The 15,968-nt window shown below is 48.9% G+C and carries 10 protein-coding genes; 9 read left to right on the top strand and 1 reads right to left on the bottom strand.

Translation table 11 applies throughout. The features are described 5' to 3' along the window. Position 1 precedes the first annotated feature (1 nt). Positions 2 to 382 carry a preQ(1) synthase gene (gene queF, locus TPSD3_RS01780; RefSeq protein WP_086486879.1) on the bottom strand — a complete coding sequence of 127 codons (381 nt, stop codon included), beginning with the start codon at positions 380 to 382 and terminating at the stop codon, positions 2 to 4. A gap of 95 nt (positions 383 to 477) precedes the next feature. Here queF and TPSD3_RS01775 point away from each other — a divergent pair, with 95 nt between their 5' ends. The 9 genes from TPSD3_RS01775 (at position 478) to TPSD3_RS01740 (ending at position 15,968) form a co-directional block, all read left to right on the top strand. Further along, a complete protein-coding gene (locus tag TPSD3_RS01775; RefSeq protein WP_086486878.1) occupies positions 478 to 1,254 on the top strand; it encodes a (Fe-S)-binding protein in 777 nt (258 codons plus the stop codon). A 125-nt stretch (positions 1,255 to 1,379) separates the two neighbouring features. Beyond that, complete coding sequence (gene zapD, locus TPSD3_RS01770) at positions 1,380 to 2,156, top strand: cell division protein ZapD (RefSeq protein ID WP_176329689.1); 777 nt, start codon at positions 1,380 to 1,382, stop codon at positions 2,154 to 2,156. A gap of 78 nt (positions 2,157 to 2,234) precedes the next feature. Beyond that, complete coding sequence (locus TPSD3_RS01765; RefSeq protein WP_086486876.1) at positions 2,235 to 3,050, top strand: response regulator transcription factor; 816 nt, start codon at positions 2,235 to 2,237, stop codon at positions 3,048 to 3,050. 256 nt (positions 3,051 to 3,306) lie between these two features. Further along, positions 3,307 to 3,675 (top strand): response regulator, encoded by a 369-nt coding sequence (locus TPSD3_RS01760; protein WP_086486875.1) that lies wholly within the window; start codon positions 3,307 to 3,309, stop codon positions 3,673 to 3,675. 368 nt (positions 3,676 to 4,043) lie between these two features. After that, the gene (locus TPSD3_RS01755; protein WP_176329688.1) at positions 4,044 to 5,138 is read left to right on the top strand and encodes an ABC transporter substrate-binding protein; all 1,095 of its coding nucleotides are present in this window, start codon (positions 4,044 to 4,046) and stop codon (positions 5,136 to 5,138) included. 6 nt (positions 5,139 to 5,144) lie between these two features. Next, positions 5,145 to 5,684: a chemotaxis protein CheW gene (locus tag TPSD3_RS01750; RefSeq protein ID WP_086486873.1), complete on the top strand. Its 540-nt coding sequence runs from the start codon at positions 5,145 to 5,147 to the stop codon at positions 5,682 to 5,684. An 84-nt stretch (positions 5,685 to 5,768) separates the two neighbouring features. Next, positions 5,769 to 8,312, top strand: a complete 2,544-nt coding sequence (locus TPSD3_RS01745) for a methyl-accepting chemotaxis protein (RefSeq protein WP_176329687.1) — start codon at positions 5,769 to 5,771, stop codon at positions 8,310 to 8,312. Positions 8,313 to 8,403: 91 nt separating this feature from the next. After that, positions 8,404 to 8,589, top strand: a complete 186-nt coding sequence (locus TPSD3_RS17205; RefSeq protein WP_176329686.1) for a hypothetical protein — start codon at positions 8,404 to 8,406, stop codon at positions 8,587 to 8,589. A 59-nt stretch (positions 8,590 to 8,648) separates the two neighbouring features. Further along, complete coding sequence (locus tag TPSD3_RS01740) at positions 8,649 to 15,968, top strand: hybrid sensor histidine kinase/response regulator (RefSeq protein ID WP_086486871.1); 7,320 nt, start codon at positions 8,649 to 8,651, stop codon at positions 15,966 to 15,968.

Below are 15,968 nucleotides of genomic sequence, written 5' to 3'. Positions count from 1 at the left end.
TTTATCCTTGCCCTTGTTCTTTCTGTTCGCCTTGATGGTATTCCGCTGTCACCGTCGTGTAAATGCCACCGCGTACGTAGAATTCAGCACGCAATTGCAAGTAACGCGGCGCGCAGGCCGCAACCAAATCGGTTAAAATCTGATTGGTCACCGCCTCGTGAAAAGCCCCCTCGTTGCGATAAGACCAACAGTAAAGTTTTAACGCTTTTAATTCTAAACACCATAAATCGGGGATATATTTAACGTGTAAAGTGGCAAAATCCGGTTGACCTGTCTTAGGACAAAGACAAGTGAATTCTGGAATTTTCATTTCAATCGTATAATCCCGCTGAGGATGCGGATTGGCAAATACCTCTAACTCGCGGCTGGGTACGCTTGGCATAACGCAAGTCTCCTAAAAGTGAATCGGTAACCATCAGGCTGTTTTGAAAAAAGCGGCATTATCGTTTATTTTGGCTTTATTGACAGTATTTTTTTATGCCTATCACAGAAATTGACAACCATCGCCCCAAAGTCGCTTTATTCGTCACGTGTTTGGTCGATTTATGCCGTCCGAGCGTGGGATTTGCCGCGTTGCGCCTGTTAGAACACGCACAATGTCACGTCACCATCCCCACCCAACAAACCTGTTGTGGTCAACCCGCTTTCAATAACGGCGATAAACACACCGCACAAGCCTTGGCAAAACAGCATATCGCTTTATTTGAATCATTTGATTATGTGGTGATTCCATCGGGGTCTTGTGCGGGCATGTTACGGCAACATTATCCTACATTACTGGCTGACGATCCCGTATGGGCAGAACGTGCCGCGGCGTTTGCGGCGCGTTGTTACGAATTGACGCAATTTTTACACGACGTGCGCCCCGTGAAAATCGATTGCACTTATCCGCATACCGTGACTTATCACGATGCTTGTGCGGGTTTGCGTGAATTGGGCGTGCAAGAACAACCCCGTGCGCTGTTAAACCAAGTCAAACAATTAACCCTCACCGAATTAAAAGAAACGGAAGCTTGTTGTGGTTTTGGCGGGACGTTTTGCGTCAAGTATCCTGAAATTTCTACCAAAATGGTCGATGATAAAATTGCCCACATCGCCCAAACCTACGCCGATGTGGTATTAGCGGGTGATCTGGGGTGTTTATTAAATATCGCAGGACGATTGCACCGACATCATCTCCCCATTGCCGTTTATCATGTCGCTGAGGTGTTGGCAGGAATGGCCACAGAAATTCCTGCGGTCGGCCAACCGTGAAAGGCTTGGGTTCTACGATGTTTTTTGGGGACTCGTTTTAATGTGCCACTTTTTGGGTTAAGATAGTCTGATGGCAACAGAGCTAGAGAAATCCACCGTGTCGTTCATTATCAGGGCTGATTCTTGTGAAGAAAAAGATTACCTATGAGCAACCGCTCAATGACCGTATTCGCTACCTGCTACGGCTGGAGTACTTATTTGAAGGACTCTACTATGGACTCAAAGGCCCTACGGTTTGGGACAGTCGTTATACCTTAACATGGTTGAACGAATTGCTGGAATTATTGACTCGTCTTGAATTGCGCGATGAACTGCTCAAAGAGTTAGAACAACATCAACATCGCCTAGAACGCTGGCGTACTTTGCCCAAAGTTGACACCGAACGTCTGGGACAATTACAGCAACAAGCCCAATTCTGTCACCATCAACTGACTCAATACCACAGCGGCTATCCCGAAGCATTAACCCAATACGCCCTACTCACCGCAGTGCGACAGCGGGGTAGCATTGCTGGAGGGTGTGCGCCAACCGATGTCGCCAGTTATCATTTCTGGCTGAATCAACCCCCCAAACAACGGGTAGATACGCTGATTGAGTGGCTGACTCCCTTAGAGGCTTTGCGCCATGCGATTGAATTTACTTTATATTTGCTGCGTAATAATGCCCTTAAAACCCAAGAACGCGCTCATGCGGGTTATTACCAATCCACCTTGGAAGCGGTGGCGCAAGGCGAATACCAACTGATTCAAGTGCATTTGCCCGACGATCACCCGTGTTATCCCGAAATCAACGGCGGCAAACAGCGATTTAGTATTCGTTTTTACGAACAACCCGATGCCAAGGAACGCCCACAACAAACCCAACAAGAAGTCTCTTTTGAGTTGAGTTGTTGTCTGCTCTAACGTGAACCCTCACATGGCACGGCGACCTTCACATCGAATCGTGAGACAACCCGACTTTTTTTACAGGAATCAGTCACAATGGACAAAGTTTTTACCGTAGGCGTGTTCGGCCTCGCCTCAAACGAACAAAATACATTAGGCAGTATTTTTAAATTAGCCGCGTCGCGCAGTCGGCAATACCGTTTGGTGACGGCCGCAGAGCGGGATAAAGCGGAGATTATACTGGTTGATGCCGATGATCCCAACGCCGTCAACGAATGGCGCAGCTTCAGTGTTCACAACACCACCGCCCCAGTGGTCAAAGTGTCCAAAGCCGTCCCCGCAGAAACAAAGGAAACCTATTTGCGTCGTCCTTTGACCTTAAAGCGCGTATTAGAAATACTGGATCGCGTCACCATTGAATCGCACAAATACGTACCAGAATTGGTCGTTGGCGGAGATGGCGTATTGGACGAAGAAACCAACGCCGCCTTACGCGATGCCGCACAAAGCGCACAACAAGCCTCCCGCACCGGCGTAAAAGCCCTCGTGGTCGATGACAGCTTACCCGTGCGCAAATCGATGGAAATTCATTTAGGGCTGTTGGGAATGGACATTGATTTTGCCGAAACGGGCGAAGAAGCCTTAGAATTGGTAAAAACCACGGTTTACGACATCATTTTCCTAGATGTGATGTTACCCGGTGTCGATGGTTACAAAGTATGTAAAACCATCAAATCCGATAAAATGTCGAAAAATACGCCCGTAGTCATGCTGACTGGGAAAGGTTCTCGCTTCGACAAACTCAAAGGCACCATGGCCGGTGCCAGTGTTTACCTCACCAAGCCCGTTGAACCTGAAAAACTGGCCGAAGTGATTAAGCAATTTAAACTGCCAGAAACCAAATCGGCTTAATTAAACGGGGATTAGCCATGTTTATTTCCTCGTTCCCACCGCACTGATGCCAACGAGGAAACGAGGAAATAAGTCTTATCGTTGCTTTCTACACTAAAGCCACTTAGAATGAACAACGATTATTGACATAAAGCACGGGCGAATTGAAACGCGATTCAAACGCCAAAAAATTCACCCGTTTTGCACCTTGCATGGACACCAACCCTTCAAATCATGACCCATCATTCACCGACAACAAAGATTGGAGTACAACAACATGGGAATTAACAAAATATTAGTCGTTGATGACTCGACCGTTGACCGTATGAATATCCAAAACATCATCTCCGACGCGGGCTATTCCGTCGTCGCCGCCAGCTCAGGACAAGAAGCCATCGAAAAAGCCAAGTCAGAAAAACCTGACCTGATTTTTATGGATGTGGTCATGCAACAAATGGACGGCTACCAAGCCTGTCGAGAAATCACCCACGACGACAGCACCAAAAATATCCCGATAATCTTCGTCACCAGCAAAGGACAAAAAGCCGACCGCATGTGGGCGGAAATGCAAGGCGGAAAAGCACTGATTCAAAAACCTTACACGCCTGACCAAATTTTGGAACAAATCGACCGTTTCAAGGGCTAAATCACCCAAACCACCATCCCCTCACCACAGAGGGAACAGAGGAACAGCCGACGGTGAAAACACTGAGCGATAACCCCGCCTAGCGATGTAGAAATGAGTGAGTGCCGCGCCACACCCCGCCGCACTCACCACCGCGACCGAACCTCACCCCACAGCCCATCGTCCAACGCCGCTTAAAGTCAATTCTCAAGAAAACAGCCTAAGTCGTTATTTACTTGTTATTTCCTCAAAAATTCACTATGCTAGACCCCGCTGAACTTCCAAGCGAATGTGACACGATTCACCGACCCACCCACCGCTCCCCAATCCCCTAGCGGCGCGGTGCCAATCCCCATCAGATGAATCACCCTCACGAGGACTTCCCAAACATGCCATACCCAACACACATCACCGCCATGCGTCTACTTATCCTCAGCTTAGTCTTGTTTATCGCAGGTTGCGAACTCGACCCCAAAATGCTCAGTCTCACCAAAGAAGCCGCCCCAGAGACCGACAACACCGTGGCCGAATTGAGCCTAGCCGTCTCCAACCGTGCCGTTGACTTACCGTGGCTACTGGCTCAAGACGAAAATCGCCTAGATTTCTCCGCCAACCACCGCGTACGCCTACGCATAGAACAAGACGATTATCGCGTCAATCTGAACCGCTTTATGGCGCGAGAAATTGATGCCATCTCGATAAACAGCGTCGATGCCATTGCCCAGATTGTCCGTCAAGACATCGAAGCCGATGTGATTTTGATTGCCGCCTACAGCAACGGCAATGAAGCCATCTTAGTCCCCAACACCGCAACCCACTCATTGAATGGCAAACGCATCGCCCTCACGCCACACTCTTCGCGCCACTACTTGCTAGAACGCTATTTGGTCAGACGACAAATTGATTTTGACAGCGTGGAAATACTCGACGTGCCAGAAAACAACATCACCGATGTCTTCGGCACAGAACAAGCCTATGCCGTCGTCACCGAAAATCCCAACCTCTCGCGCTTATTACAACAAGGCCAAGCCGTTGCCCTATTCGATTCGCGCCAAATTCCCAACGAAATTGTCGATTTAATCGTGGTGCATCGAGAAGTCTTAATTGATAATCCTGGTTTTTCCCAAGCCTTGTTAGCCATCTGGTTTCCCACGATGGAGCGTCTGCAAGGCACACGCCGTGCCAGTACCCTCGAAGCGATGGCACGCATTGCCAACATGAGCCGCGAAGAATTTGATCGCCAAATCGCCACCATTAGCTTTAGCATGACTCCAGCGGCTGCCTTGTCGGCGATTCGCCGAGATCGGATTATTCGTAAAACCATGCGCCACATTCGCTATTTTGTCGAAAGAAACGACCTGATGGGCGAAGAAGAATTTACCAATTGGGTCTCTTATCCAGGGCGAACCCCCGCGTTACTCCACTTTAACGCCGACCCGCTGCAACACTACATTGCCCCCGTGCGCAAACATCAGGGAACCTAACGCACCATGAACGAGTTGCCTTCTGCTTGGCTAAAACCCAGTGAAGCCCTCAACCGTCCGCTCAACCGTCAAGTGGATGATCGCATTCATGGTTTAACACACGTTCAGGTGAATCGACGTTTAGGCTTTCATGTGGGGAACATCGGCTTATTGATTGGGGAGCGGGCGATTAGCGAATTACGCGAATGGGTCACACTCTGCCCCATTCCTAACACCGCCCACTGGCTGATGGGCATTATTAACCTGCGCGGTAATTTAATCCCTGTGTTTGATTTAAATTTACTCTTGGGTTTGGAACGCACCGCGGAGAAGAAAAAACGCATGTTATTAATTTTAGGACAAGGGGAAGAGGCGGGTGGAATTGTGATTGATGATTTGCCGATTCACATTGCGCTGACCGCTTTGGATCGCTTAGAAACGATTCCGCCGTTGCCTGCGGCCATCAAGCCGTTTGCCACGGTGGCCTATGAAAAAAATGGGGAGGTGTGGTTTAATTTTGAACACAAAGGATTTTTTGAATCTTTAGCCACCCGTGTGGCAGTATAAAAAAAGAGATAAGGTTTTTAGACCTGTTTATTTTTAGTGATGGCGACTGGGGCAGTGCGCTGCGCCCTACGGAGATTAACTACGATGAAACTTCGTCAAAAAATGTTTCTTGGGTCGGCGTTTCTTGCGGTGATCCCAGTGGTGATTACCGCCTATTTTACGGGGGGAATTGCCGCCACCTTGGGTCAACAAGCCTTGACCGAATCGGCGCAAAGTCACATTAGTGCGATTCGAGACACCAAAAAAGCCCAAGTAGAAGATTATTTTTCGCAGGCAATCAACCAAATTCAGATGTACGCGGGATCAGAAACTGTGATCGACGCGATGAGTTTGTTTGCTAAAGCCTATCCACGTTATTTACGCGACTTAGCGGCCAGTCCTGAAGAGGGGCCTTCACCGCCCAAAGAAGTCCCCATTGACGACTACCGCGAAGCAGTAGAAGAATATTATACCACGCATTTTACAGAAGAATACGAATTAGCCAACGCCAATCCCATGCCTGACTTAAATCCCATTTTAAGTCAACTCTCGGATAACGCCACGGCTTTGCAGTACAATTATATTGCCAATAACCCCAATCCCATTGGGACGAAGGAAGAGTATTTTGCCGCACCCGAACAAACGGCTTATACCAAATTGCATCGAAAATACCACCCGATTTTCAACGCCTTCCAACGGCGATTCGATGTGCAGGACTTGTTTTTGGTGGACGTGACGACGGGAAATGTGGTTTATTCTGTATTAAAAAACATCGAATTTGCCACCTCTCTGACCGATGGCCCCTTTGCTAAAACGGGTTTGGGCATGGCTTTTGAGCAAGCCAGTCAATTTACCAGTCCTGACCAATATGTGTTGGTGGATTTTACGGCTTACTTTCCTGCTTACGATGCGCAAGCGGCTTTCCTTGCCGTACCGATTTTTGACCGTCGAGATCGTAAAATTGGCGTGTTGATTTTCCAATTGCCCATTCACCGTATCAACGACATCATGACCTACGGACGAGCGTGGCGACCCGATGAATCAGGGAGAACGGGCGAAACTTACATTGTGGCTGCCGACGGCACGATGCGCAATGACAGCCGTATGATGGTGGAAGACAAAGAAGGCTTTTTGATCTCCATTGAACGCACGGGTTTGCCCACAGAGGTTATTGCCAATATTGAAACCAAAGACACCACCGTAGGCCTCATGATTGTAGACAACCCCGGTACCCGTGCCGCTGCATCAGGAGTCACTGGATTTGACCTTTACGAAGATTACCGCGGTGAGTTTGTACTGTCGGCTTACGCCCCCATTGATGTGCATGGATTGCAATGGTTTATCTTCTCGGATTTGCAAGAATTAGAATCATTGGAACGCTTGCAAGCCTTAAACGCTGAAATTACCCGTGGTTCTATTCCTGTTGCGGTGATCGTATTGATTTTCGGGGGGATTGTGGGGTTATTCTTCTTTGGACGAATTGCCAAACCGATTTCACAGCTAGAACAGATCGTGACGCGAGTGGCAGAGGGTGACTTTACCGCACGTGCTGAAATTCAAACGGGCGATGAATTAGAAACGCTGTCCAATGCGTTCAACGGCTTGTTAGATGACCGCTTATCGGCTCTGGCTAAAGCGGAAAAAGAAAACGAAATGTTGAACAACTCAATCATTGAACTGCTCAAAGCCTCGTTCCAATTGTCACAAAGAGATTTGACCGTGCAAGTGCCTGTGACCGAAGACGTAACAGGCCCCTTAGCCGACGCGATCAACCAGATGGCGACCGAAACCAGTAAGGTATTGCTCAATGTGCGACGCATTACTGATGACGTAGAATCCGCCTCGCAACAGGTGAAAATTCAGGCGGATAACGTCTCCAAAGTGGCAGAAGCCGAGCGGGCAGTGGTAGATGCCACGATGGCCGAATTATCCGCCGCCGCCGAAGCCATGAATAAAATTGCCGAAGTCGCGCAATCGTGTAACGAAATCGCCACCCAAGCCACACGCTCCACCCAAACCGCGTTGGCAACGGTAACCAGTACGGTGGACGGGATGGGTGAAATTCGGGAAACCATTCACGAAACGGAAAAACGGATTAAACGCTTAGGCGAACGTTCGCAAGAAATTAGCTCTATCGTGGACATCATTAACAACATCGCAGAACGGACACACGTACTCGCCTTAAACGCCTCCATGCAAGCGGCAGCCGCAGGGGAAGCAGGGCGGGGGTTCTCGGTGGTTGCTGACGAAGTACAACGTTTGGCTGAAAGTTCCCGTAACGCGACATCACAGATTTCTGCCTTGGTGAAAAACATTCAGCTTGAAACCAACGACACGATTGCCACGATGGACAGAACCATTCAACAGGTGATTGAAGGGTCTCGCCTTGCCGAACGCGCAGGGGAACAGATGAAAGAGACGCAAAACACCACGGCTAACTTGGTACAAGTGGTAGAACAAATTGCGATGGCTTCACGGCAACAGGCACAAATCAGTAACGAGTTACGCGAACGCGCCCAAACCATTCAAATGAGTACCCAAGAGACGGGTAAGCAGTTAGAAGAACAGGCCGTGCAAACTGACCGCTTAGTGGATTATTCAAAACAACTCATTGATTCGATTCGCGTGTTCAAATTGCCGTCGTTGTAGCGAGAAGAATGGCTCATTGTCCTCATTGCGCATTCTCAAGGGAACTTATCTCGTTCCCGCATTTATCTCGTTTATCTTGTTCCCACATGCCATGTGGGAATATATAGAGGAAAGCGGCTTGGTGCGGTTTGAATTGCATCTCATTGCATCTCGTTCCCACACCATGTGGGAACGCAGTCACGACGTGCCACGTCGAGTATCAACAAGAATAACGATGTGGGTTCATGACGCGGCGCGTCAAGACGGCATTCCCACATGGCATGTGGGAATGAGGTAAAACGAGATAACGAGATAAGAATAGGTTAGACCACGTCAGGTGAGTTAGGGATAAGAGACATGTTCAAATCGGAATACTTGGAAAATTTACAGCAACACCTCGCCGCTGAGTCTCATCAACTATACGACGCACTGGCGACGTTGGCGGATGTTGACAGCGATACCGCCGCGCAGCAACACGCCTTACACCAAGCCCAACACTACTTGCAACAGCTTGAAGCGTCTGCGGATCGCTTGCGTCTGCACGCCCTTCAAAAAATTTGCCTGCGGATGCAAAACCAACTGTCTGAATTTCCCTCAGAAATCACTCCCCGCCTAGCACGCTGCCGCGATATGGAACGCTGGCCGCAGCATATCAGTCATTATTTGGTTTCTCCAGAAGATGAGCGGGTGCGTTTGCGTCTGCTTCAAGCCACAGGCTTATTTAATGATCACGAGTCAATCGGTCTCAGTGAAGAACTGGCCGAAGACATCACCCATTTAGAGCATCCCCCGCTCACAGAGGATTCTCCCCCAATCCCCACCGACAATATTTTACTGCTAGAGACCGATTTAGACACATTAGCCGAAGAAGCCCCCAACGAATTACTTCTTGCCAAAGAAGATTCCGAACTGGATTGGGAAGAGGCGCGGGCGGTGCCTGAACTAGAAATGCCCAATGACGCGCATGAAAAACTGTTGTCTCTCGCACAAGCCGAAGAAGCACAAACAGAAAATAACGCCGCAGAGGAGGCCTTCAGCGAAAAATTATTTCATGCACAAGTTGATGATTTACTAGAAGAAGACATGCCTACACGGCCAGAACTTGACATGCCTGCATTAGCAGACACCGAGGAAAGCACAGAAAAAGAAGATGACACCCCCCATGTCAATCTTTCTCTTGATTCCTCAGAATCAAACCGTGTACTAGACGATCTCGTCTTCGACGACATCGATCTGCAAAAATACTGGCCTGCCGAAGAGGAACACTCCATTGAAGACCTCCTTGAGCATGACGACACCGCCGACCTTCACGACGAAGGGCTAAACGACCTTCCCGTCATTTTACCCGACGAACAATTGGACGCACTGATTGACGAAGTGTCTTTTGCCGACCCCAGTCAAGAACACCTCATGCTGGATGAGCAGTTGCTCACGCCAGAAAAAACGGATATTTCCAGCTCTGAAAACCACGAGGAAGATGTCAATCGTCGCCTCACGCGCAACAAATTCGAGCAATTATCCAACCACATTGTCAGTATCAGCGACGAATTAGCGCAAAATTTACAACAATTTGTCACGCAAGACGAAGACAGTGAAGATTTCTTAAATGCCGTAGAATATTATACAAATCATATTCAAGGGCTGTGGGAATTAGCGGAGGCCGCACAACTCAAAGGTGTGCAAGAGGTTTGCACGCTTATCAATGATAATTTTTTTGAATTGAGTGCGCAAAGCCAAACCACCCGTTTTGCCGCGCACGATCTTCTGGCACAAACGCCCCATTTGCTATTGGATTACTTGCAAACGCCCCGCGAAAGCGCGCCCCATCTCATTAAACAGTTACAACATCCCCAATGGCCACAACCCTTAACACCAGAAAAAGCCGAAGCGTTACAAAAACAACTGATTCAAGAAACCATCGTTTCTAAAATTGAATACACCCCAAGTCGTCCCACCTCTTCTGCTACCAAAGTGGTTTCCGTAGTGACGGCGGTGACTCCTGTGGCGACCCGTGCTGTTGTTGTAAAACCTGCGCCGCCAGAAAATAGAACCCCCCCAGCAGAACCTACAAACGAATTCGACGATCTTGATGAACTCGACGATCTTGACGATCTTGATGATGATTACATCAACCAACAGATCGAACAAAATTACAATTTTATTCGTGCCGATTTAGGCGATGCTTTCATTGATGATGACACGGCTTTGGCTTCGGAAAACGCCACCGTTACGCCAAATCTGCCCGCGACAGACGTGACCCAAGACGACACGTCAGACGAATTGACAAACGAATCTGCTGACGATGCAGAAATCGATCTGCCATTATTCTCCGAATCGCTGTTATTAGAACAAGAAACAGAACAAAACGACATTGCCGATTTTCCCCCACCAGAATCAACACTGGAAAATGACAACGATCCATTCATCGACGATTCCAATGAGACAGACCCCTTAGAAACGGCAGAAATCACAGAAGAATTAACCGATGAACTCGCGTCTCCTAATGAAGATGAACCCGAAACACTAGAAGCCTCAGAAGCACTGGAAGAATTGGGTGAACTCGATGCGTTAGAAGCATTAGAAGCCTCAGAAGCCCTAAGCGAATTGGGTGAACTTGACGCATTAGGAGCGTTAGAAGACTCAGAAACATTAGGAGAACTCGACGAACTCCCCGAAGCAATCGCCCCATCAAACGAATCCGACATCACAACCAACGAAAGCGATTGGTCACTTACCGATGCCAATACCTTAGATGTGCTGCGTCAAGAAATTGCAGAGGCGATGGCTGAACTAGAAAAAGCCACACATAAATTTTTATCCGCCGAGGATGACAGCGAAGCCCTATTAGAATCCGTAGAGCAGTATACCGACAACGTCCAAGCCATCAGCGATGCCAGCGAACGCGCCCAAATCGCAGGCATTACCAACGTGTGCCAGTTCATCAATGACAACTTTTTTGAACTCAGCACGCATGGCTATGCGATCCGTCGTGCGGCGGGGCCTTACTTGTCGGCGTGGCCGTCCCTGTTGCAACACTATTTGCAGCAGCCCCACATTGCCGCGCCTTTATTGGTCAAGCACTTAACCCATGTGGCTTGGCCGATGCCTTTGAAATCAGAACAAGCCCACGCCCTTTTATCCCGATTAACACAAGGGCAAAATATCGATTTACCGCTTGACGAGACCCCTGAGGAACAGTCACACCCATTTGCTCCCGCAGAAGCACCAGAACCTGCTCACACAGCGGTACTGACCCTCACCGATCCCGATACCTTACAACTCATTATCGGACAACTGATCGACAGCACCGAATCTTTAGAAGAACTGCGTGTCAATTTAACCCAACCCACTGCCGACACCGATAAATTCGCCTTAGCCGAAGCCTACACCGAACAAGTCCAAGCCTTGTGGGATGTGGCTGATATGGCAAAATTAACGGGCGTTCAAGCCGTATGCGAATTTGCCAACAATAACATCATGGGTTTGGCGGCCGAAGAAGGCGACATTGCAGAAGAAACACAACAATTATTTGCCGAGTGGCCGGGCTATTTACTGGCTTACTTAGAACAAACCACCGCTGACAGTATTCAGGCACTGGTCAAACAATTACAACACCCCGCGTGGCCTTCACCCTTAGACGACACCGCTGCCGAAGAATTACAACAACAACTCACGCCAACCAGCGATCTATCCGTCACCGCATCCTTACCCGAATCAGAACCTGAACTGATCGTGCAACTCGCCGATCCAGACACGTTATCACTGGTTATTGGTCAAGTGGTGGATACACAAGAACAAACCAATGAATTATTAGAACAATTACTGACCAGCGAAGGCGACGAATTACTCACGGCGGCGGCGACTTATACGGAGAGTGTACAAGGTTTATGGGAAACGGCTGACATGGCCGGACTCACAGGATTACAAAACATCTGTAGTCATATCAATGACAACGTGATGTTACTTGCCAGTTTTGACACACCGCAGCGCGCCGAACGCAAAGGAATATTTGCCGATTGGCTGACAAACGTGCAGAATTATCTGGAGTCTCCCGTGTCTGGTGCGACGGCGTTACTAGAACACTTACAAGACTCGCGTTGGCCGCAGCCACTTGACGCAGAAGATGTTCCCACATGGCGTGATAATTTACTGCCCACACCGCGCCAAAACGTGGCCAGCCAACCCCAAACCGAATTTATCCTAGCCGCACCAGAGACTTTAGACCTTGTGCGGGAGCAACTTAACGACATGATGCCGGAACTCACGGCAGCCCTTGAGGAATGCGTAGCGATGGAAACCGAAAACCCCGCCCTTTTAGAAGCCATAGAAAACTACACCAACCAAGTGCAAGCCCTTTGGGATGCGGCTGACATGGCTGGGCTTCAGGGATTACAAGAAGTTTGTACCTTTGTCAACGACAATTTAATGGCGATGGGTGCGCAAAGCGTAGAACAACGCAACACCTTGCGCCCTTACTTAGCGGCATGGCCATCGCTCGTATTAGACTACTTGAGTCAACCGCTGACAGGTGTACAACCGCTATTAGCGCACTTACAAGCGGCGGAGTGGCCACAACCCCTAGACGCAGCACAAACCCAACATTTGCACGCGCTTTTAACGCAGCCCTCCAGTTCTGTAGAACAAAGAGCCGCTTACGAAACCCAACTGGCTACCGAATCCGCCTACGCGCCCACTGCTGACAACGAAAGCGAAAGCGAAGCCGAAGAGGAAGATGACAGTGAACGTGAGCCACCCTCTGAACTCGCTGTTGACAGCAGCGGTGAAGTGTCTTTAGGCAGTGCGGAAGCCTTAGAAATTTTAACGGGCGAATTACAAGAGTCTAAAGATGAATTAGCCGAACAAATGGCGATTTATCTCAGTTTAGAGAGTAACGCCCCTGGTTTTGCCGAAGCCACCGAAAATTACACCGACATTATCATGCGCTTACACACTGCGGCCGAAATGTTAGGTTTGGAAGGGTTGCAGAGCGTTTGTATTTTCTTATCTGAAAATGTGCGCCAATTGGGCGAAAAAGACAAAGCCGCACGACAAAAAGCGAAAAAATGGTTGGAATTATGGCCAGAACAAATCATGGCCTATTTACAATCTCCCCAAGAACACGTGGTGGCACTGGTTAATAATTTCCGTGAACCCGAATGGGCGCGTCCTTTATCCGATGACACCGCACACCATTTGCTCAATCAATTGATGCAAGGTTCTACGGTTGAAGAAAGCGAAGAAGAAGCCGCGGCCTATGCGCGTCAAACCGAAGCCAAACCCGAAGATGTTTTACTCACCATACCCGGTGATGTCAATCGTGAGCTGTTAGAAGCCTATTTGCAGGAAGTGCCGCAACATGCCGCGGACTTTTCTGAAGTGATTCAAAATATTATTGCCGATCCGCAAGTGCCAGATATTGAACGCGCCCAACGGATTGCGCACACGCTCAAGGGTTCATCGAATATTATTGGTATCAAGGGCATTGCCAATATTGCGCATCACCTTGAAGACACACTGGAATATTTGGCGCAAAAACGAGTCACGCCACCCAAAGAACTCACTGATACCATGGTGGCCGCCGCCGACTGTTTAGAAAGCATGGTGGACGCGCTGACAGGACAAGACGATCCGCCTGATAATGCCTTACAAGTCTTACAATCGGTGTTAGACTGGGCGAATCAGATCGACAAAGGCAAGTTAAACGCTCCGCCCGCCGCTGCCGCTTCTGCGGGAGGCAGCAAACCCGCCGCCGCACCCAAAGCGAAAAAAACCGAAGCCGCCACCACCGAAGAAAAAACCCAAGACGCAGGCGGAGCAGTCGCCGCGGGTTCTCCCGAACAATTCTTGCGCGTTCCCACGCGAACGGTTGATGACCTCATGCGTTTAGTTGGAGAATTATCAATTGCTGCGGGACAAATTCAGGAACGTTTACGCCATGTCACGGGCAGTACGCGGTTGTTGATCGACCAAAGTATGATTTTACAACGTAAAACGTTTGAATTAGAAAATCTGGTGGACGTGCGCGGAATCACGGGAGTAGAAACCCGTTATGCAGAAACGGCTGAATTTGACGAAGATTTTGACCCCTTAGAGTTTGAAGAATATAACGAATTACACAGCGTCGCCCACAGCTTTATCGAGTCCATCGCGGACTCCCGCGAATTAGCCGTTTCCATTCGCACGGATTTGGCCGAATTGGAAAGTATGTTTATTCAACAAGAGCGGCTGAATAAAGAATTCCAAGCCACCATTATGACCACGCGCATGGTGCCTGTGGCCACGATTGTGTCAAAACTACAGCGTAACGTGCGCCAAACCTGTCGCGCTACGGGGAAAAAAGCTGAATTGGACGTTCTCGGTACGGACATCATGATCGACAGCGATGTACTCGACAAACTGGGCGATCCATTGATGCACATTCTGCGGAATTCCATTGACCACGGTATTGAACCTGCCGACGAACGCGCTATTCTCGGTAAAGATGAATCGGGGCGTATTGAACTGAAATTTTACCGCGAAGGGAATAATATCGTGGTGAGTTGTAAAGATGATGGTGCAGGACTGAATTACACCAACATTCGTTATACCGCAATTCAACGCGGTCTCATCACCGAAACGCAAGAACTCAGCGAACCTGAATTGGCGCGTTTAATTCTCATGTCAGGATTTTCCACCAAATCAGGCGTAACGCAAGTGTCTGGGCGTGGTGTGGGCATGGACGTGGTACACACTAATATTCGAGAAATGAAAGGCACATTAGACATCATTTCCGAAACGGGTCACGGCACGCAAATGTTGATCAAACTGCCCATGTCGTTGGTGACGGTACACGTATTGCTGGTGCGTGTGGGACAAAATCGCTACGGTATTCCCACCAACCACTTAGAACAAGCCCTGGCCGCAGGAGTCAGCGAATTTCACCGCGTCGGCGATGAAGTCACCTTGAAAATGGGCAAACACATGTACTCGCTGAAATCATTGGCCGATTTACTGGGTGTGGCCGGTGATAAACCCAGTATTGAAGGCTATGAACACCGTCCTATCGTCCTTGTGCATGAGGAAACAGGCGTGACCGCGGTGATTGTAGATGAATTACTCGATACCCATGATTTGGTCATGAAAAACATGGGCAAATACGTGAAAAATATTCACGGGGTTGCGGGTGCGTCCATTCTCGGTGATGGTAGTCTTGTCCCCTTATTGGATTTACCGCAATTGCTGCGTTCGCCGATGCAAGCGGCAATGAACAGTTACATGGCTGAACAAGGGCTTGATCCGCACAATTTGGCCGCAACTCCGCAAGGTATTCCAAAAGTATTGATTGTGGATGACTCATTGAGCGTGCGTAAATCGTTATCGATTTTGGTGGAAGATGCGGGTTTTGAAGTGTTACTGGCAAAAGATGGCGTGGAAGCCATTGAAGTCATGAGCCAAAATAAACCCAATGTGATGCTAGTGGACATGGAAATGCCACGCATGAACGGGTTAGAACTCACGTCTCACGTGCGCGCCAATCCAACAACAAAGACCATGCCTATTTTCATGATCACCTCGCGTACCACAGAAAAACACCGCGAACAAGCCCGCAGCGCAGGCGTTTCTGCGTATTTAACTAAACCCTATCAAGACACAGAACTGCTTGATTTGATTGATAAAGGCTTGGCAGGAAAAATGTAA

Origin of the sequence: Thioflexithrix psekupsensis (assembly GCF_002149925.1) — a bacterium.
Taxonomy (GTDB): Bacteria; Pseudomonadota; Gammaproteobacteria; order Beggiatoales; family Beggiatoaceae; genus Thioflexithrix; species Thioflexithrix psekupsensis.
This window is presented reverse-complemented; position numbering and strand designations above follow the sequence as displayed.